The sequence below is a fragment of the Dapis brunnea BLCC-M229 genome (genome assembly GCF_050015995.1).
GTDB lineage: Bacteria > Cyanobacteriota > Cyanobacteriia > Cyanobacteriales > Microcoleaceae > Trichodesmium.
Genome location: NZ_JBNHEP010000288.1, coordinates 63341 through 83303, shown reverse-complemented (window position 1 = coordinate 83303; position 19963 = coordinate 63341). Strand labels below are relative to the sequence as shown.

The following is a 19963-nucleotide window of genomic DNA, read 5'->3' as shown; positions in this document are numbered from 1 at the left end:
TAATTTAGCTAAAAAAAATAAATAAAGGCTAGTAAGATGATAGTAGATGATTTAAAGAATAGAAATAAATTTAATATTAAACTAGAGGAATTATTCGGTTTAGACTTGCGCTCGCTTGCTCTATTTAGAGTTGGTTTAGCATTAATAATTATTGTAGAATTAATTATCCGTGCTACAGATTTAACAGCTCATTATAGTGATGCTGGAGTAATGCCTCGGACATTACTTAATGAAATTTCTAACCCTTTTCATTGGTCAATAAATTCAATTAGTGGTGAACCTTTTGTACAGGGTTTAATTTTCTTATTTGCAGGAATAGTAGCTATAGCTTTGCTAGTAGGATATCAAACTAGATTAGCAACTATTGCTATGTGGGCTTTTATTATTTCTATTCATAATAGAAACCCAGTCCTGATTTTTGCTGCCGATCATGTACTACGCGCTCTACTTTTCTGGGCAATGTTTTTACCGTTAGGAGCAAATTATTCGATAGATAGCGCTCTTAATTCTTCAACAGAAAAATTGCCTAAGCGTATTGCTTCTGCTGCTACTGTGGCATTTATGATTCAAATGGTTCTGATTTATGCAGGTTCAGCAGCTTATAAGACTAAAAGTGAGATTTGGTGGCCTGATGGAGATGCGGTTTATTATGCTCTGAGTTTTGATGGATATGCTACGGCATTTGGGCAATTTTTACTAAGTTTTCCTCAGCCTATATTAAAGTTACTAACCTGGGCAGCTCTTTGGTTTGAATGGTTAGGACCTTTTATGATTTTTATTCCTTTTGCAATTACGTTTTTCCGTTCCGTTTCTGTTGTTTCTTTTATTCTTTTACATATTAGTTTTGGTTTGTGTTTTACTCTGGGAATATTTCCCTATTTAAGTATTGTTAGTTGGTTTGCTTTGATTCCTACAGCAGTATGGGATAATTGGCAGGAAAAAATTCAGACAAATGAACGGCAAGGATTAAAGATTTATTATGATGCAGATTGTGGATTTTGTAAGAAGGTTGTTTATCTACTACGCACATTTTTAATTTTACCAGGAACGCCAATAACAACTTGTCAAACTGATGAATCTATCTATGCTGATATGCAGGAGAAAAATTCTTGGGTGGTGGTAGACTGGCAAGAAAATCGACGTTTTAAATGGGAGGCTTTGGTTTATGTATTTAGTTTGTCTCCTGTATTTAAACCTTTGGCTTTTGTGATGGGTTTGCCATCAATAATACCTCTCGGAACAAAATTTTATGAAACTATTGCTAATAATAGAAAATTGGCGGGAAACTTTACTAAACCTTTTAAATTTCGTCCTTTAGATATACGTCCTTATCGAGGTTTAAATATTGTTGTATTTTTACTAGTTATCTATACTTTGATTTGGAATGTCAAAGGTTTTGTGACCCAAACTTATCAAAGAAGAAAAGTAGAAAAACAGGATTTAATTACTAAAGCTCATAAATTATTTAGACGTAGGACTGTTCAAAAATTAGATGTTGTTGGTAAGCTGACAAAGTTAGACCAATCTTGGAGTATTTTTGCACCTGCTCCACCGAGAGATGATGGTTGGCACGTTATTCAGGGTAATTTAAAAAATGGTAAAGAAGTTGATGTTTTATATGAGAAAGGAGAGTCTGTAAGTTGGGAAAAGCCAACAATGAAACAGTTCAATAAATTGTATAGGAATATGCAGTGGCGGAGTTATTTTTTAACTTTAAATCGAGCGATTGGAAAAAAACTTTATCCTTATTATGCAGAGTATGTTTGTAGTGAATGGAATAAAAAGAATGAGGGTTCGGAAAAATTAGAAAGTTTGGATATTTTCTTTATGGAGGAGAGAACTGTACCACCTGGTGAAACACAAACTGTGGAAAAGAAAAGTGTGATGCAAAAATCTTGTTCAGATGATCAAAAAAATATTGAGGGAGATAGTAATTAGGTATGTTATTTAACTCTTATGTTTTTATCTTTGGTTTTTTACCTTTAACTCTGATTATATTCTTTGCTTTAACTAAGTTTGGTTTAATTAAAGCTGCTAAGGTTTGGTTAACTGCTAGTTCTTTTGCTTTTTACGGTTATTGGAATGTTGCTTATTTGCCTTTGTTGATAATTTCTATTTTGTGGAATTTTCAAATGGGGAAATTTATTGCTGAGGCTAAACCAGAAAGTAAGCGAGCAAATGTTTTACTTTGGGTAGGTATAGCTGTTAATCTAGCAATAATTTCCTATTATAAATATGCGAACTTTTTTCTAGAGACTGTTAATTCAGTAGTTTCTACAAATTTGAATGCTGGGCAAATTATTTTGCCTTTGGCAATTTCTTTTTATACTTTTACTCAGATAGCTTATTTAGTAGATGCTTATCGTGGGGAAACAAGAGAGACTAATTACGATTTACTTACTTATAGTTTCTTTGTTGTTTTCTTTCCTCAATTAATTGCCGGACCTATTTTACGCCACGATGAACTTATTCCTCAGTTTCGTCAATTGCGTAATTTTATTTTTTCCCAGAAAAATATGGCTTTGGGTTTGAGTCTTTTTAGTCTGGGGTTATGTAAAAAAGTTTTGATAGCTGACACTATATCTCCATGGGTGGCATTAGCTTTTAATAATGCTTCTGAGTTGAGTTTTATTGAAGCTTGGGTGGGAGCTTTAAGTTACACTTTTCAGCTATATTTTGATTTTTCTGGTTATTCTGATATGGCGATAGGTTTGGGGTTGATGTTTAATATTAAATTACCCATTAATTTTAACTCTCCCTACAAGGCTACTTCTATTAGTGATTTTTGGCGACGCTGGCATATTACTTTATCCAATTTTCTCAGAGATTATTTATATATTCCCCTTGGTGGAAGTCGTCGTGGAGAAGTGCGTCGTTATAGTAATCTTTTGACAACAATGCTGTTAGGTGGATTATGGCATGGTGCAGGTTGGACTTATGTAATTTGGGGAGGTTTACACGGTACATATTTATGTATTAATCATGGTTGGCGAAAGTTAAATATTCCGATGCCGAAAGTATTAGCATGGGTAATTACTTTTGTTGCTGTTATTGTTAGTTGGGTGTTATTTAGAGCGCAAAATATTCAGGATGGTTTAGAAATTTTACAGACAATGGCAGGTCTGAATGGAGTGGTTATACCAGGAGAAGCTAAAGGAAAATTATCTGTGTTAACTAATTTTGGTTTTCAGCTTAAATCTTGGTCGGATATGACTTATTTACCGGAATTTTTGGGGAGTAAAATTTTCTCAATTTTGGGTTTAATAGTCTTAACTTTTTCTGTCAGTTTCCTACCTAATACTCAGGAAATTTTGGCAAAGCTGAAACCTACTTGGTGGTGGGCAGCTTGGATTGGTGTTTTGACCAGTGTAGCTTTATTATCCTTGAATCGTGTGTCTGAATTTCTTTATTTCCAATTTTAATTGTTTAGACAGATATGACTACAAATAATCAACTTAATTAGACTTAGTCTCAACCTTTAACTGCTGAAAAATCAGAAAAAATAGAAAAGAAATCAAGTCGAGATTTGAAAAATATATAAATGTTTATTACAAATCTTACACAAAGCAGTATAAACTATCTAATCAATTCTTAGACGAACTCAAAAAAATAGTAGATTTATGCCAATAAAATCAAATTAAGCTAATGTTATTTATTTCTCCATCTCATGCAACTCAGTAGGAATAAATTAAAATTTCAGGCAGATGGTCGGTATTTGAAGAATGGAAACGTAAAGTGGTAGAAATTACTCCTATATTTGACTTTTCTGAATACAAAAGTATCACAGTAGAACCTATTAGTAATGACATGAAAAACTACACAGATAATTCTTATTATACTAAGGAAGTAGGAAATTCGGTTTTGAATAGGCTCTTATCTTACAAACAAGAAGAAGTCCCAGAGGATTTTGGAATTTTAATTAATCCAGAAAATATTTAATCTCATCTCGCAAAAATTCGTCAAGACCGAGAAATTTGGGCTAAAAATTATCCTGATGAAGTGAAGTTAGTAAAAGAAATTAAACAAAAATCTGATGCCTCACTCAACTAGATAAAAATTATATCTGACATATTAAATTAACTAAAGTTTACTTTGACTTGGAGCTAAATTATGAGCGTTAATAATCAACTTAGTTCTACTTCCTCTCAAGCTTATACCCAAAAATCAGAAAAAATCATGGGAAGTAAGAGAAAGTATCGGCGATATAATTGGATATTTTTACTGTCAGTATTTCTCCCTGTAGTTACTGTAGGAATATTCGATATTATTGTAGATCCTTATGATGTTTTTAATACTCCTAATTTCTTAGGAATAAATCATTCAAAACCTCGGAAAGATAATAGTGATCGCCTATTTAAGGCAACTGATGTTATCCGTATTAAACCTGTAACAGTTTTTATGGGTTCATCAAGAACAAAACGTGCTATAGATCCTAACCACCCAGCTTTAAAAAATCATCAGCCAGCTTATAATTTAGCACTTACCAAGGGAAATTTCTATGAATTACGACGCTATTTAGAACACGCGATCGCTAATCAGAAAGAATTAGACCTAGTTATTATCGGTTTAGATTTGTTTATGTTTAATTCATTGATGGGAACTAGGCAAAGTTTTTCTGAGCAGAGACTAGAAAAAAAATATCTTCTCTTGGAAGACTTGATTAATATTACCTTTTCTTTGGATGCTTTGTTTGCTAGTCAAGAAACAGTAATTGATAGTAATAAAAATCTACCAAATAATATTTTTGATGGAGAAAATGGATTTATACCTTATCTAAATGCTGATCCTAAAAAAACTAAGTCTAGATTTGAAAAAATTATGGGTAATTATTATGTGGGTTACCATACAACCTATCAACTATCTACTCAATTACTAGATGAATTTAAAAAAGTAGTCGATTTATGCCAACAAAATCAAATTAAATTAATATCATATATTTCTCCTGCTCATGCAACTCAATGGGAAATTATTAAAAGTTCTGGTCAGTGGTCAACTCTTGAAGAATGGAAACGTAAAGTTGTAGAAATTAGTGATGTATTTGATTTTTCTGGATATAACAGTATCACAACTGAACCTATCCATAATAATATGGAAAATTATACAGAGAATTCTCATTACACTCCTAAAGTAGGGAATTTAATTTTGAATAGGCTCCTCTCTTACAAAAAAGAAGAAGTACCAGAGGATTTTGGAATTTTAATTAATTCAGAAAATATTGAATCTCATCTCGCAAAAATTCGTCAAGACCGAGAATTTTGGGCTAAAAATAATCCTGGTGAAGTGAACTTGGTAAAAGAAATTAAACAAAAGTATGATGCGTCACGAAACTAGATAAAAATTATATCTGAGATATGAAATTAATTAAAATTTACTTTGACTTGGAGCAAAATTATGAGCATTAATAATCAACTTAGTTCTACTTCCTCTCAAGTTTCATATCCCCAAAAATCAGAAAAAATTGTGGGAAAGAGAAAAAAATATCGCAGATTTAATTGGATATTTTTGTTGTCAGCATTTATCCCTATAGTAGGTGTAGGAATATTTAATATTATTGTCGATCCTTATGATGTATTTAATACTCCCAATTTCTTAGGAATAAATCATTCAAAACCTCGAAAAGATAATAGCGATCGCCTGTTTAAGGCAAATGACATTATTCGTATTAAACCTATAACAATTTTGATTGGTTCATCTAGAACAAAACAAGGTTTAGATCCAAATCATCCAGGATTAGAAAATGAGCAGCCAGCTTATAATTTAGCACTCAATAGTATTAATTATAAAGAAATTAAACAAAAATATGATGCGTCACGAAACTAGATAAAAATTATATCTGAGATATGAAATTAATTAAAATTTACTTTGACTTGGAGCAAAATTATGAGCATTAATAATCAACTTAGTTCTACTTCCTCTCAAGTTTCATATCCCCAAAAATCAGAAAAAATTGTGGGAAAGAGAAAAAAATATCGCAGATTTAATTGGATATTTTTGTTGTCAGCATTTCTCCCTATAGTAGGTGTAGGAGTATTCAATATTGTTGTCGATCCTTATGATGTTTTTAATACTCCCAATTTATTGGGAATAAATCATTCAAAACCTCGGAAAGATAATAGCGATCGCCTGTTTAAGGCAAATGATATTATTCGTATTAAACCTATAACAATTTTGATTGGTTCATCCAGAACAAAACAAGGTTTAGACCCAAATCATCCAGGATTAGAAAATGAGCAAACTGCTTATAATTTATCTTTGAATGGTCTGAATATTTATGAACTACGACGTTATATAGAACACGCGATCGCTAACCAGAAAGAATTAGATTTGATTATTCTTGGCTTAGATTTTTTTATGTTCAACACATTCTTAGAAAATCAACCAAGCTTTTCTGAAAATAGATTAGAAAAACAGCATATTTCCTTAGCAGATTTTCTCAATGTTACCTTTTCTTCAGATGCGCTTTTAGCAAGTAAAGAAACTATAGTAGATAGTAAAAAAAATCCGCCAGATAATATTAGTTATGGAGAAAATGGATTTATGCCATATCGAAATCCTGACCCAGAAAAAACTGAGTGGAGATTTAAGAATAGTATCAATGTTTATTATAATTTTCATGCTAAATATCAATTATCTACTCCATTAGATGAATTGAAAAAAATCGTAGATTTATGCCAACAAAATAAAATCAAATTAATCTCATTTATTTCTCCTTCTCATGTCACTCAGTGGGAAGCAATTCGAGCAACAGGTGAGTGGTCAACTTTTGAAAAATGGAAACGTGAAGTTGTAGAAATTACTCCTGTATTTGATTTTTCTGGGTACAATAGCGTCACATCTGAACCTATCCATAATGAAATGGAAAATTATACAGATAATTCTCATTATACTAAGAAAGTGGGAGATTTAATTTTGAACAGAATTCTTGATTATAAACAAGAAGATGTTCCAGATGATTTTGGGGTTTTAATTAATCCAGAAAATATTGAATCTCATCTCGTGAAAATTCGTCAAGACCGTGAAATTTGGGCAAAAAATAATCCTGATGAAGTGAAGTTGGTAGAAGAAACCAAACAAAAGTTTGATGCCTCACTAGGGCATGTCATCAATTAAAAAATTGACAAAATGGGTCTTGTATGGTCTAGGTCGATGGCGATCGCTACGCCAATAAAAGACTGAGGCTACTTTTAGGAATTCCTCCTAGAAAGCTAACTGAACGTTTATCATATCTAGTAGCGATATAGCTGCTGCCAGGCTCCGCCAACCCTCGATACTGTTTGAGTTTGGCAAAAAGATTTTCTATCAGATGAGGTGCTTTGTACAATACTTCATCGTAATTACAGAGTTCACGCGCGGTTTTTTTGGGAGGAATCACTACTTCTATTCCTCTCTGGGTCAAAAGGCCAATCACCGGCTCCTGAGCATCATAAGCTTTGTCCCCTAATACCGCTTCCGTTTCTACCATTGGTAATAAAATATCTGCCTCATCCAAGATTGAAGTTTGAACAGTAGTTAAAAAAAATTAGTGGGATTACCCAGAGCATATACCACTCCATGTATTTTCGTGCTTAATCCCCCCTTACTACGCAGGGCTGTTTCATTCTCCATAGACACGGAGACACGGAGACACGGAGACACGGGAATGGAGACTTTTAAGTGGCTCAGAGCAAAAAGGACGCTTATTGGCTGAAAAATAGGCAAATTTTGGCAAATTTCACTGTTCTACTCTCCCCATTACTCCCGTTCTCCCGCGCATTCTTAATCTACAATACTTTGAAACAGCCCTGCCCTTACTACGGCCAATATCTTCCTGTTCTGCACTACAATTTTTTGCTCTGGCACTACGAGTATGAGCACGAACAATAGTGGCATCGATCATGGCATATTCGTTATCTGCATCCTCAGCCTTGGCTTGAAATACTATGCACCCATACCCCTGAACGGCTCCAACAACTAAAAGGAGTATGGACTTTCGCGTTAATCTCGGAATCTTTATGGCAAGTCTCTGGTTCGGAATTCCAGTTCTATACCTATATAAGACAGCTTCCACAAAGAGGCGGTTGTATGTTGCTGTCCTTCCTACAGTCCCTTCACGCCCTGGCAATAAATTTTGAATGCGCTCCCATTGGTCCTATGCGCAAGCCATAACGTCTAGTCATTTAGAGCAGTCCTATGCCTGTTATTCCTGTAGTTATTCTTCACCATCATCTATACCTTTTATGTCAACCTCTTTAATTGATCGCACGCCTGCAAATTCTCTATTTTGAGATTTTTATGAGTCTGTTAATTCTCGTTTTTTCGGCTTTTTTTTAGGTATTTTAATCCGCAGTTCTCCACTATAGGCTTGATATCCACTAACTTTTTGTTGAGTGTAAAATTTTTTCTCACTTTCACGGAAATATTCCACATAACTTTTTTCCCTGGTTCTCCTGCTGAAATATCTACAATATCTTTACCTTTTGGCAAGACAATGACTTGTCCTTTTTTCTTTGTATGATTTTTTTTCTTTCCTGAGTAATATTCTTTTTGTTTTTCATCTTCTACTCGTCTTTCTATGCCTTGTTCGTACCCATCTAAAATTAATTCAAACTCCGTTAATATTCCTTTAACAATTTCATATTCACTTTGTTTTTTTACCTCTTATAAGAAGCTTGGTGGCAATAAATCACAGATACAGCATATTCCAGGTATATGAAGTACAGATATTAACAATTAAGTGTTTATAGTGCGGGCATCTTGCCAGCGATAGGTGTACCGCACTTAGGTGGAATCTGCTGTAATTGGCTACCAAGAATTAAAAGTATCGTAATTCTGTAGTTTCACTTACTCCAAATTCAATTCCTAGTCGTTGAGCTTATTCTTATTATTGTGGAGTTTTTTTGCTTGTTTTAATAACTTTTATAGCTGTTCATACTTGATGCCTAATAAACTTTCTGATTCTTGTGGATGATTGTGAATGTACTCAACCATGCAGGTCATAATTAGCCACCAAAAATTAAGTTTTTTATTACTCTATCACAATTGATTTATTTTTCGGAGATGTTTATTGAGTAGATACTCTTATTTGCTTCTGCTAATAATTTTAATTTTCTTCAATTATCCAATTTTTAAATTTATTCCGGAAACTAAATCAGAAACTAGAAGAATGTTTTGTCAACATTTAGAGAAGTTAAGTAATTGGGTAAGCTTGTGACACAAGAAACTACTTTGAAAGGTTTCTTATCCAAAACATCTAAAATTATCCCTCAATTCTCTCTTCCACCCTATTTAATTGAAGGGGGGATAATTTTTCTAATCTTTGTAGCGACTTTAATTATAAATTGGAGGATGATTAGGCATGGACTTAATCTTAATTTCAATGTCGATATTAAGTGGCATCTTACATGGATTCAACATTTTTCTCAACAACTCTCTGAAGGAATTTTATATCCTAGATGGCTTGCTGGAACTAACTACGGTTATGGTAGTCCTACCTTTGTATTTTACCCACCTTTTGTTTACTATCTTGGCTCGTTTCTCAAATTAAGTGGATTAAATATCCAAGATACTGTTATTACTCTTTTCTCCTCAGCACTTTTCTTATCAGGTTTGACTTTTTACATTTATGGTCGAAATAAGTGGGGAAGGATTGCTGCTTTAGTTGGTGGATTTGTTTATATGACATCACCATATATTGCTCTTGATATCTACTGGAGAGGAGGTTTAGCATCTATATTTGTTCAGGTATGGATTCCCTTACTTTGGTGGCTAACTGAGCAGTCTTTCTCAGGGAAAAAATGGCGATTGGGATTAGCTATTTGTTGGACAATTATTGCTTTAACTCATACTCCAAGCTTGTTGCTTTGTGCAGTTGTCTGGCTGCTTTATACATTATTTTTTCTACTCAATAAACCTTGGAAAGCTGTAGTAGAAACAATTTTATCAGCAGGTGTAGGATGGGGAATAGCTTCTTTCTATTTACTACCAGCTATCCTGGAAAAACGTTTTGTTAATATTGAGGTAATGAGGGGTGTTGTTGGAGGAGTTAAGTTAAATTTATTTAATTTAACACAGCTTTTTAATCTAATTCAGATTGGTTTTCATGTTGCTTATATCTTTCTTCATCAGTTTTTAGCAATTGCTCTCTTAATAATGATTGCTTTTGTTTTCTGTCGCCGTCAGTCTGCTGTTCTTCAGGAAACTTGCCATTGGAGCATTTTTGCACTTACTTTAACTTTTTTTATGAGTTCCTGGTCTGAGTTTATCTGGCAAGCTAGTCCAACTTTACAAATGGTTCAGTTTCCCTGGCGATTATTACAGATTTTTTCTTTTATTGGGGCTGCCTTATGTGCAACAGTTTTCAGTGGAATTCTTAAACTTCGCTTGCCTCCTAGACTTTTACTATCCTTAGTAATTGCAGGAATTCTGCTGATGAATTTTAGGTATTCATATAAATGGTCAAACAAATACATTGCGCTTCGTAACCCAGGACGAGCTAACCTTGAACATCTTCAAGATATCAAAACAATTATGAATGACCCTTACACGGGTAAATTGAGGGATGTTGAAGAATACCGTCCTCTTCTAAAAAATGGTTCTTCTTCTCCACCTGTACCGCTCATTGGTCAACCCAAGATTTCTGTTGTTAGTGGTCAAGCAAAAATAAGTATCCAGCAATGGCAAAGCTACAATAGAATATTTTCCGTGACTACAGAAAAACCTTCCCAGATCAAAATCCGAACCTATTATTATCCAGCTTGGCGTATTTATCTTAATCAGAAACCTTATCCCCTAAGTATGGCTAATGATGGAACAATTGAACTCAATCTAAATCCAGGTGAGTATACAGTTAGGCTGTTTTATTCTTGGACTTATCCATTTATATTAGGTATAATTATTAGTATTTTTAGTATTATTATACTTTCGACATACTGGTATAAATTTGCTTGAAGCAATAATAAAAATTCTTAGTCGATCAAACCATATATTTCAAGTAGCAAGTCAAATTATTCCATAAGTTATTAGTTTAGAAGCTATACTGTTGAAGCGTTACATTTTTATTATTGTTTTTTTACCTGTAACTCTGATTATTATACTATTTAGTTTAATAAGGTTTATTAAAGAAAGTTGCTAAAGTTTGTTTACAGCTAGTTCATCTGCCTTTTCTAGTTATTAGAACATCGTTTATTTCTTAATTTGTGACGATCAATAATTCGGGATAAATTGCTCAATTAGAAGCTTCACATAATGTAAAATGGTTACCGAGTAGATAATTCACCCGTACTTATTAGACATCTCAGCATATAAATTTAATAATTGTTATCTTTATCTAGTTTAGTTTCTTACTACAAAATCAATGTCCCTATTCCTCATCTTACCTAAGTCACAAATAGTCATAATTCCTTGTTCATATTTATCGGCATTTAATATCAATATTTCTTGAGGCAGCCTAAATATTTTGATTAATCTCATTATATTTTCAAGAAAAATTCGCATCAGTTGCAAATTCTCTATTTTGAGATTTTTATGAGTCTGTTAATTCTCGTTTTTTCGGCTTTTTTTTAGGTATTTTAATCCGCAGTTCTCCACTATAGGCTTGATATCCACTAACTTTTTGTTGAGTGTAAAATTTTTTCTCACTTTCACGGAAATATTCCACATAACTTTTTTCCCTGGTTCTCCTGCTGAAATATCTACAATATCTTTACCTTTTGGCAAGACAATGACTTGTCCTTTTTTCTTTGTATGATTTTTTTTCTTTCCTGAGTAATATTCTTTTTGTTTTTCATCTTCTACTCGTCTTTCTATGCCTTGTTCGTACCTATCTAAAATTAATTCAAACTCCGTTAATATTCCTTTAACAATTTCATATTCACTATTGATTTATTTTTTGGAGATGTCTATTGAGTAGATACCCTTATTTGCTTGTGCGAATAATTTTAATTTTCTTTAATTATCCAGTTTTTAGATTTATTCCGGAAACTCAATCAGAAACTAGAAGAATGTTTTGTCAAGATTTAGAAAAGTTAAGTGATTGGGTTAGCTTGTGATACAAGAAACAAGTTTGAAAAGGTTTTTATATAAAACATCTAAGATGCTCTCTAAATTATCTTTTCCACCTTATTTAATTGAAGGGGGAATAGTGAAAATTAACATAATGGGAGATAAAGATATGTCTCGTAAATTAATTTATTTGTATTTCTCTTCCCAAAGTTAATTACCACGTCTATTTGGTGACACGCTCAACTTAATTATCTAGCTTTGCCAATATTATAAATATTTGCAAGGTAAACTTTATTATGAAAAATATACTGAAAAAGACATCTCTAATTAAATCAGATAAGTGGCTTTTATTTGGGTCAATATTATTGTTTCTATCTCTAGTGTTTGGTTTATTTATTAGAGTAGTTGGTGTTGTTAAGTTTTCTATTATAAGTGGCGATCAAATACGAGATGCTTATGCAACTATGGAAATTTGGCAAGGGAAATTTCCAACTCTTGGACCTCACTCAGCCTGGAAATTTATTTGGGGAGATTTTGTTTACCTGCCTCCTCTCTACTTTTATTTAGTCTTTCCTTTCACTATTTTAAGTAGTCAATTATCAATTCAAGCTTTTCCTAACGCATTTTTCACCTTTCTAAGTATTCCTTTACTTGTTGCAGTAATCTACCAACTATTGGAAGGAATAGAGATTTCAAAAAGATTTTTTATCTCTAGTTTAATTGGTTTTTGGTATAGTGTTTTGGTCAGAAATATGGGGATGAATTCTGGCGAGAGTCTTGCAGGTAATCCTGGTTCAATTCCATTTTTTATTCTTCTTTTTATTTGGCTTTATAACTATCAGCTAAGTCAACCTAAAAATTATGTTAATTCTGTTTTATCTTGGATAGGGTACGGTATAGTCTTAGCTATTCTAGTAAGTTTACATTTTTCTGCTCTTTTCGTGATGCCAGTAGTTTTTATAATTAGCTGTATCTATTGGTTTTTCAAAAATAATAGGAACCCGAAATGCTTAGTATTATGTTTATATGCTGTGTTGTCTTCTATTATAACTTTATTACCCTATTGGATAGGCGAAGTACAACGTAACTGGATAAATACAATCGGAATTATTTCCCTTGTTAGGAATGTAAGTAGCGATGAAGAATACTCGTTAAATTTGTGGGAAAGAATAATAGTTATCATCAAATCCTACTTCAGTCTGGGGAACGACATTTACTTTTTAGCTGATTCTAGAATACTCTTAATATTTTCTATTTTGTCAGTTACTTTTATGAGTCTGATCCTGTTAGTTGGATTACTTAAATTTAGAGGTAATAAGAATATTTACCTTATTGTATTAGCAAGTTCAGTCTTATTCTTTCTAGCCTATTCGTCTGCGGATCAAGAAAAAACCTATAACCCTGTATTTTACAAATTATTAGTATATTGTTTACCTTTATTTTTGACAGCAGTGAGTATAGCTTATTTGAATATATCTAAACCATTAGAAAAAATCATTTTAATTATCATCGTATTTGCATTGTGTTTTTCTATTCTCAATAATCTGAGACTAAGTATTAACTACATCAACAGCCATATAGGCAAAAATCAAATACTAGCAACTAATACTATCGCAGAAGTTCTTGATACTCTTCCAGAAAAATCAACATTTTGTCATCCACAAGGATTATCTAAAAATTTACGCCTCTATCAATATACCGATCAGTATGTAACACAAAAAAACTTAAAATTCTCAGATAATTGCACTGCTGGTGATTATTATATGTCTAGTAAGTTTGGCTTAAATCCAAGTAATTTTAAGGTTTACCCTTCTAAAAAAAAGAAGAAGACTGTGAATGACAAAACCATGACAATAATCAAAGAAGGTAGCACTTACTATCTCTATCAAATTAATTAAATAAATTATGACTATTGAAAGGGGGATGGAGGATGGCACAAAAGAAAAAATGAAATCTCCTGCCCTAGGTAGTTTTCTATAAAAATTATCCTATTCACTGGTATAATATGAATATATTTGACAAAGGTAAATTTTTAGGGGATACAGCAATTCCCACTATTATGAGGTACATATTTAGCAAGCAATATTCCTGTACTACAAGAGATTTACTATTCGCTCCTTGTGCATCATTTGTCTGACATATTCTGTACAAGCTTTTCCTATAGCTATGAGTAGTTATTACTTATGAAAAAGTTAATTTTTCTAACTAATAAATAATAAAATAGATTAGAGCATATCATCAATTCAATCTGAAAGGGCTATTTGGCAAGAGTTTTGCTCTTTTTGCCTTGAAAGACTCCAGAAGCTAAAAACCCTGACTTACAAAGCTTCTAATCTCTAATTGATGACCGACCCAGGGGCATTACCGTTAACTCTACATTACTTGGGTTTAATATGCTTATAAAAGAAGAAAATGTAAAACTTTCTATAGTAATTCCTTGTTACAACGAAGAACCAAATATTGACTATTTATTTGAACGGCTAATATCAGTATTAGAGCCTCTAGAAATGACTTATGAAATAGTCTGTGTTAATGACGGTAGTAAAGATAATACTCTCAAGTTATTAGTAGAATATCATCAACGTAATCACGCAATTAAAGTAGTAAATTTTTCTCGTAACTTTGGTAAAGAAATTGCACTAACAGCAGGGATTGACTATACAGTAGGCGATGCAGTTATACCTATAGATGCCGATCTGCAAGACCCACCAGAATTAATTGGAGAACTTATAGCTAAGTGGCAAGAGGGATATGATGTGGTCTACGCAACTAGGCGATCACGACAAGGGGAGAGTTGGGTCAAAAAATTTACAGCTCAAAGTTTCTACCGGATAATTCAGGGGCTAACTGCTGTAAAAATTCCACCCGATACTGGGGACTTTAGGTTAATGGATCGAAAAGTTGTAGAAGCTCTCAAACAATTGCCAGAAACTAACCGTTTTATGAAAGGTTTATTTTCGTGGGTAGGTTATCAACAAACTTCAATATTATATGACCGAGATCCTCGTTTCAAAGGTCAAACAAAATGGAATTATTGGAAGCTTTGGAATTTTGCAATTGAAGGTATTACTGCTTTTAGTTCTAAACCTCTAAAAATTTGGAGCTATATTGGCGTATTAATTTCTTTAATTTCATTTATTTATGCTGGCTTTTTAGTTATTCGGACTTTGATATTAGGAACTGATGTTCCTGGTTATGCTTCATTAATTGTAGCTATCTTATTTTTAGGTGGTATGCAATTATTATCTCTCGGAATATTGGGTGAATATTTAGGTCGCATTCACAATGAAGTTAAGAGAAGACCTCTTTATTTAGTCAGAGAAAGTTATGGATTTAAAAATCAGATTACCAGGGGTGAATAGTCTCAAACTTTTTGTTATTAAATAAACCAGACAAAAGGAATAAGTTGGAGTAGATATTTAATGTTCAATTTTAAAACTGGTATTTTTATCCTGACAATTATTTGTATAATTGCCACGGGAATAACAGCTTATTTATTGGGAGGTTTGGCTCCGGAACAAGTTCAAAGTTGGCTAGAACGAGCAGGTATTTGGGCACCAATAATCTATATAGTTATTTATACAATAGCAACTATTTTAGTTTTACCTTCTACAGCACTTAATCTGGCTGGAGGCGCAATTTTTGGAGCATGGATAGGTACATTATGGACAAGTGTAGCAGCTATAATTGCTGCAATTATCGCATTTTATTACTCTCGTACTATAGGTAGAGAATGGATTTCTCAAAAGTTGGCTGGAAGATGGCAAGCAATGGATGCTGAAATGCGTCAGGGAGGATTATTTTATATGTTTGCCATTCGTTTATTGCCAATTATTCCCTATGGTTTAGTCAATTTTGCTGCTGGTTTAACATCTGTTAGTTTTAAAGATTATTTATTAGGCACTATCTTGGGAACTTTACCTGGTGTTTTGCCTTTTGTAATGTTAGGAAGTTCTGGTTTAACAGCATTAAAAACAGGTGACGTTTTACCTTTAGTTGGAGCATTAAGTCTAATTGCAATGTTAGTAGGAGGTGCAACTTGGTATCGTCGTCGCCGTAGTCTGCCAAAGAAAGTTATAGAAGAAATTAACAAGTCATCTTCGTCAGATTTTTCTAATGATTAAATCGCTTTTTATTAATCTCTAAGAAATAACCAAATAACAAAAAGGAAAATTAGGTTGAAATTAAGAGCTGATTCATAAACTTAGCTTCAACTCTGATGTTATGTCACCTAGCTCTTAGGAATTCATGGTCTGCTGAACCAAAACTCACTCAACCCATGTATAGTAATAAAATTAGCCTTTTAATATTTACTTTCTAAATCAGCTCTAAAACTGGAAAGTCGCAAATATAGAAAAAAGAGATTACATAAGTTGATAACCCTGGAAACCCATATTCTATGCTGTAAAATGTATCATAAAAGATTGATTTTGTAGGGAACAGGGAACATTAGAATAGTCTGTATTCAAATTATTACTAATTTTGCTGCTACGAAAACTAAGTCAAAAATTTAAGTGATTATGATACACTAAAACAAAAATTTTTTCCTAGTAGCTAATAAAAATGAGTAACTATTTATCCACTCAAGAGATGGGGCTACAGCAGAATTCCCCTGCCCTATTAGATCTATCTCTATCTATAGTAACACCTATTTACAATGAAGTAGATAGTATTCCCCAACTACTGGAAACTATTTCTACTACTTTAACAGAAAATCAACTTACTTACGAAATTATCTGTGTAGATGATGGCTCTCAGGATGGTTCGACAAAACTCCTCACAGAATTAGCTCAAAAACGTACAGATTTAAAAGCAGTAATTCTCCGTCGAAATTATGGACAAACTGCAGCTATGGCAGCAGGGTTTAAGTATGCTACTGGTAAAGTAATTGTGACTTTAGATGGAGATTTACAGAACGATCCGGCTGATATTCCACTATTATTATCTAAGCTGAATGAAGGTTATGATTTGGTGAGTGGGTGGCGGAAAAATAGGCAAGATGATGCTGTTACACGACTACTTCCTTCTAAAATTGCTAATTGGATAATTGCCAAAGTAACAGGAGTAAATTTACATGATTATGGTTGTTCTTTAAAGGCTTATCGTTTGGAATTGGTTGCTGATATGAACCTCTATGGTGAATTACATAGATTTTTACCAGCTTTAGCTTTTATTGAAGGAGCAAGAATTACAGAAATTCCTGTAGGACATCATGCTCGTCGCTATGGTAAAAGTAAGTATGGTTTAGGGCGAACTTTTCGAGTTGTGATGGATTTATTAACAGTATTTTTTATGAAAAAATTCCTCACTAGACCGATGCACGTTTTTGGAATGTTGGGTTTGGTTTCTGGAGGTTTAGGCTTACTTGTTGGAATTTATTTAACTATCCTAAAATTTGGCTTTAATGAAGAGATTGGTGATCGCCCTCTACTAATTTTAGTTGTTGTCTTATTACTGACAGGTTTACAATTATTTAGTTTTGGTTTATTGGCAGAATTACTGATGCGCACTTATCACGAATCTCAAGCACGCCCAATTTATCGAGTGCGAGAAGTTATTAGCGGTAATTCTAATAAATAATTATTTGAGAATTAATCAGTATTTAGGGTTTGCTGATTAACTCTCAAAGCATTGACAGATAAAGGCAAGTGCCTTTTTAGGTCGAAAAAAGTGTCAGTTTTTCGGCCTAAAAAGTTAAAAAAGTTACTATTTTGAGCAGACAAGATTCGATCTCCTAACTTTCCCCACACTCCCGACACTTCCTACACTCTGCTTTTTTCAGCCAACCCTATTTAGCTTTTAGGTCTCAGCTATTAGCTTCATAAAGATAATATAAGGCAGTATTGATAGACTGAATTTCCACTTTTAAATATACTTAAAAGGTAAGCATTCAGCCCTCAGCCATCAGCTATTAGCTATTACTTTTTTTGCCGGATAAAAGCTTTATGAATTGAGCCATAATTACATCTTAACTATAAAAACCACCTCCCTTGAGCTTAGAGTCAATATTTATTTAAACCACATCCTTAAAAACGGGGTCTTATTGTTGAGATCTGACAGCTAATAGCTGAATACTTACCTTAAAAGTACATATAGAAAACTTATACCCCATATTCCGCACGTCAAGTTGTAATATTAAAAGTAGTATAAAAAATGGTAGCGCGGGTTCGTATTTATACTCTATAAATCCTATTCATTGACCTTTCTCAGGAGTCAGATTCTCAGGAAAATATTAAGCATAAATACTCAATTACTTACTCCTATTGACCACTTTGATTGCCTCCTGTCTCCTGTCTCCTGTCTCCTGTCTCCGTTTTTCATGCTACATTTTGTCGTGCGGAATGTAGGTTATACCAATTCCCAAAAATAATTCTATTCCCTATTCCCTATTCCCTATTCCCTAATTCTTGATAAGTAGGAAAATCAATATATCCTTCTGAGTCAAATGAATACCAAATTTTTACATCAGGCAGTGGATTTAGCCGCCAATTATTAGCCAAACGTTCTGCTAAATCAGGATTACTAATATAAAGTCTGCCAAAAGCAATTAAATCTGCATTTCCTGATTGAATTGCAGCTTCAGCAGTTTCTTTTTTATAACCACAATTTCCCATCAATGCCTGAGAAAAGACTTCACGAAATTCTGCCAAATTTATTGGTTTTCCTAACTCGTGAAAACCAAATTCTAAACCATCCATAACATGAAGATAAGCTAGTCCGTAATTATTTAACTCTTTGGCAACGTAAAGAAAATTTTCGCGAAAATCTGGAGAACCCATATCATTAAAAGCACCATTAGGTGAAATTCTGACTCCCACTCGTTGAGACGGCCATACAGTTAAAATAGATTCAGTAATTTCTTTAAGAAATTGAAATCTGTTTTCTAGACTACCTCCGTAGCGATCGCTCCGACGATTAGTCTTTGATTGTAAAAACTGGTCAATTAAATAACCATTACCACCATGAATTTCTACTCCATCAAAACCAGCAGCTTTGGCCCTGACGGCAGCCTGACGATAATCTTCTACAACTGCTGGAATTTCTTCTGTTTCTAGAGCGCGGGGTGTTTCGTAGGGTTGTTTACCAATGGGGGTATGAATATATTCTTCATTTAAGATAACCGCAGAAGCAGATACGGGGAGTTGACTATTTTCCTGAAAGCTAGTATGGGAAGCTCGCCCACAGTGCCAAAGTTGCAGAAAAATAGGGGTTCCCTTGGCATGAACTGCCTCTACAACCTGCTGCCAAGCTTCGGTCTGTTCGTCTGAGTAGATACCGGGGCTGTTAACCCAACCAATACCCTGTTTGGAAATGACAGTAGCTTCAGAAATAATTAAACCTGCACCTGCTCGTTGAGCGTAATATTCTGCCATCATAGAGTTAGGCATCCTTTCTACTCCAGCACGAGACCGAGTTAGGGGAGCCATGATGACTCGGTTTTTCAGAGTTAAATCTCCTATATTGAAGGGAGTAAGTAAGGTTAAGGAATCTTTTGGAGAGGTCATTTCAGTTATCAATTATCAATTATCAGTTAGCTTCTTTTCCTACGGAATGCTCCGCAAACAGAGAAGCTTTCTTGAGCATACTTTGCTGAACAGATGAAATGCAAAAGCTTTCTATACTTCCTACATAGAGAGGCCAGAAAAATGGAGGTAAGAAAAGCTAAATTTTCTTTTTTTATCTAAAGTCTATCTCAAAACTCAGACGTTGTAGTTTTATCTCTTATCTATTTAATTGAGGCGATCGCTTCATGCCTAAGTTTATCTAAAATCCAAAAACTCAGACGTTGTAGTTTTATCTCTTATCTATTTAATTGAGGCGATCGCTTCATGCCTAAGTTTATCTAAAATCCAAAAACTCAGACGTTGTAGTTTTGTCTCTTATCTATTTAATTGAGGCGATCGCCTCATGCCTAAGTTTATCTAAAATCTAAAAACTCAGACGTTGTAGTTTTGTCTCTTATCTATTTAATTGAGGCGATCGC

The 19963-nt window shown here is 33.5% G+C and carries 16 protein-coding genes and 1 pseudogene; 11 read left to right on the top strand and 6 right to left on the bottom strand.

Annotation, left to right across the window (positions count from 1 at the left end; genetic code table 11):
• Positions 1-36: 36 nt before the first annotated feature.
• The 6 genes from ACP6PM_RS33395 to ACP6PM_RS33370 all read left to right on the top strand — a co-directional run bounded on the left by ACP6PM_RS33395 (position 37) and on the right by ACP6PM_RS33370 (position 7110).
• Positions 37-1938, top strand: coding sequence for a DCC1-like thiol-disulfide oxidoreductase family protein (locus tag ACP6PM_RS33395; protein WP_426591145.1), 1902 nt, complete (start codon positions 37-39; stop codon positions 1936-1938).
• Between the two features lie 2 nt (positions 1939-1940).
• On the top strand, positions 1941-3422 hold the full coding sequence (locus ACP6PM_RS33390) for an MBOAT family O-acyltransferase (protein ID WP_426591144.1): 1482 nt from the start codon (positions 1941-1943) through the stop codon (positions 3420-3422).
• Positions 3423-3735: 313 nt separating this feature from the next.
• Complete coding sequence (locus ACP6PM_RS33385) at positions 3736-3939, top strand: hypothetical protein (RefSeq protein ID WP_426591143.1); 204 nt, start codon at positions 3736-3738, stop codon at positions 3937-3939.
• A gap of 171 nt (positions 3940-4110) precedes the next feature.
• The gene (locus ACP6PM_RS33380) at positions 4111-5331 is read left to right on the top strand and encodes a hypothetical protein (RefSeq protein WP_426591142.1); all 1221 of its coding nucleotides are present in this window, start codon (positions 4111-4113) and stop codon (positions 5329-5331) included.
• A gap of 60 nt (positions 5332-5391) precedes the next feature.
• Positions 5392-5820, top strand: a complete 429-nt coding sequence (locus tag ACP6PM_RS33375) for a hypothetical protein (RefSeq protein WP_426591141.1) — start codon at positions 5392-5394, stop codon at positions 5818-5820.
• 60 nt (positions 5821-5880) lie between these two features.
• Positions 5881-7110, top strand: a complete 1230-nt coding sequence (locus ACP6PM_RS33370) for a hypothetical protein (protein ID WP_426591140.1) — start codon at positions 5881-5883, stop codon at positions 7108-7110.
• 46 nt (positions 7111-7156) lie between these two features.
• Here the strand turns inward: ACP6PM_RS33370 and ACP6PM_RS33365 are convergent, their stop codons facing one another.
• The 4 genes and pseudogenes from ACP6PM_RS33365 to ACP6PM_RS33350 form a co-directional block, all read right to left on the bottom strand.
• Positions 7157-7489: a hypothetical protein gene (locus ACP6PM_RS33365; protein WP_426591139.1), complete on the bottom strand. Its 333-nt coding sequence runs from the start codon at positions 7487-7489 to the stop codon at positions 7157-7159.
• Between the two features lie 222 nt (positions 7490-7711).
• On the bottom strand, positions 7712-7876 hold the full coding sequence (locus ACP6PM_RS33360; RefSeq protein WP_426591173.1) for a hypothetical protein: 165 nt from the start codon (positions 7874-7876) through the stop codon (positions 7712-7714).
• A 125-nt stretch (positions 7877-8001) separates the two neighbouring features.
• Positions 8002-8156, bottom strand: a pseudogene (locus ACP6PM_RS33355) (transposase); the annotation flags it as partial.
• 113 nt (positions 8157-8269) lie between these two features.
• Entirely contained in the window at positions 8270-8404 is a 135-nt protein-coding gene (locus ACP6PM_RS33350; RefSeq protein ID WP_426591137.1) for a hypothetical protein, read from the bottom strand.
• 920 nt (positions 8405-9324) lie between these two features.
• On the opposite strand from ACP6PM_RS33350, the gene ACP6PM_RS33345 reads away from it, so the two are divergent.
• Positions 9325-10926: a 6-pyruvoyl-tetrahydropterin synthase-related protein gene (locus ACP6PM_RS33345; RefSeq protein ID WP_426591138.1), complete on the top strand. Its 1602-nt coding sequence runs from the start codon at positions 9325-9327 to the stop codon at positions 10924-10926.
• Between the two features lie 574 nt (positions 10927-11500).
• Here ACP6PM_RS33345 and ACP6PM_RS33340 read toward each other — a convergent pair.
• Positions 11501-11635: a hypothetical protein gene (locus ACP6PM_RS33340; RefSeq protein ID WP_426591137.1), complete on the bottom strand. Its 135-nt coding sequence runs from the start codon at positions 11633-11635 to the stop codon at positions 11501-11503.
• 640 nt (positions 11636-12275) lie between these two features.
• Between ACP6PM_RS33340 and ACP6PM_RS33335 the strand changes: the two genes are divergently transcribed.
• The 4 genes from ACP6PM_RS33335 (at position 12276) to ACP6PM_RS33320 (ending at position 17559) form a co-directional block, all read left to right on the top strand.
• Positions 12276-13877 (top strand): hypothetical protein, encoded by a 1602-nt coding sequence (locus ACP6PM_RS33335; protein WP_426591136.1) that lies wholly within the window; start codon positions 12276-12278, stop codon positions 13875-13877.
• A gap of 495 nt (positions 13878-14372) precedes the next feature.
• Positions 14373-15341, top strand: coding sequence for a glycosyltransferase family 2 protein (locus tag ACP6PM_RS33330; RefSeq protein ID WP_426591135.1), 969 nt, complete (start codon positions 14373-14375; stop codon positions 15339-15341).
• Positions 15342-15401: 60 nt separating this feature from the next.
• Complete coding sequence (locus ACP6PM_RS33325) at positions 15402-16103, top strand: TVP38/TMEM64 family protein (protein WP_426591134.1); 702 nt, start codon at positions 15402-15404, stop codon at positions 16101-16103.
• 466 nt (positions 16104-16569) lie between these two features.
• Positions 16570-17559 (top strand): glycosyltransferase family 2 protein, encoded by a 990-nt coding sequence (locus ACP6PM_RS33320; protein ID WP_426591171.1) that lies wholly within the window; start codon positions 16570-16572, stop codon positions 17557-17559.
• Between the two features lie 806 nt (positions 17560-18365).
• On the opposite strand, the gene ACP6PM_RS33315 is transcribed toward ACP6PM_RS33320, so the two are convergent.
• On the bottom strand, positions 18366-19484 hold the full coding sequence (locus ACP6PM_RS33315; protein ID WP_426591133.1) for an alkene reductase: 1119 nt from the start codon (positions 19482-19484) through the stop codon (positions 18366-18368).
• Positions 19485-19963: the final 479 nt, after the last annotated feature.

Excerpts from the sequence above, each read along its gene's own strand:
- ACP6PM_RS33395 (WP_426591145.1), top strand. The coding sequence starts at position 37 with ATGATAGTAGATGATTTAAAGAATAGAAATAAATTTAATATTAAACTA.
- ACP6PM_RS33390 (WP_426591144.1), top strand. The coding sequence starts at position 1,941 with ATGTTATTTAACTCTTATGTTTTTATCTTTGGTTTTTTACCTTTAACT.
- ACP6PM_RS33380 (WP_426591142.1), top strand. The coding sequence starts at position 4,111 with ATGAGCGTTAATAATCAACTTAGTTCTACTTCCTCTCAAGCTTATACC.
- ACP6PM_RS33375 (WP_426591141.1), top strand. The coding sequence starts at position 5,392 with ATGAGCATTAATAATCAACTTAGTTCTACTTCCTCTCAAGTTTCATAT.
- ACP6PM_RS33370 (WP_426591140.1), top strand. The coding sequence starts at position 5,881 with ATGAGCATTAATAATCAACTTAGTTCTACTTCCTCTCAAGTTTCATAT.
- ACP6PM_RS33360 (WP_426591173.1), bottom strand. The coding sequence starts at position 7,876 with ATGATCGATGCCACTATTGTTCGTGCTCATACTCGTAGTGCCAGAGCA.
- ACP6PM_RS33345 (WP_426591138.1), top strand. The coding sequence starts at position 9,325 with ATGATTAGGCATGGACTTAATCTTAATTTCAATGTCGATATTAAGTGG.
- ACP6PM_RS33335 (WP_426591136.1), top strand. The coding sequence starts at position 12,276 with ATGAAAAATATACTGAAAAAGACATCTCTAATTAAATCAGATAAGTGG.
- ACP6PM_RS33330 (WP_426591135.1), top strand. The coding sequence starts at position 14,373 with ATGCTTATAAAAGAAGAAAATGTAAAACTTTCTATAGTAATTCCTTGT.
- ACP6PM_RS33325 (WP_426591134.1), top strand. The coding sequence starts at position 15,402 with ATGTTCAATTTTAAAACTGGTATTTTTATCCTGACAATTATTTGTATA.
- ACP6PM_RS33320 (WP_426591171.1), top strand. The coding sequence starts at position 16,570 with ATGGGGCTACAGCAGAATTCCCCTGCCCTATTAGATCTATCTCTATCT.
- ACP6PM_RS33315 (WP_426591133.1), bottom strand. The coding sequence starts at position 19,484 with ATGACCTCTCCAAAAGATTCCTTAACCTTACTTACTCCCTTCAATATA.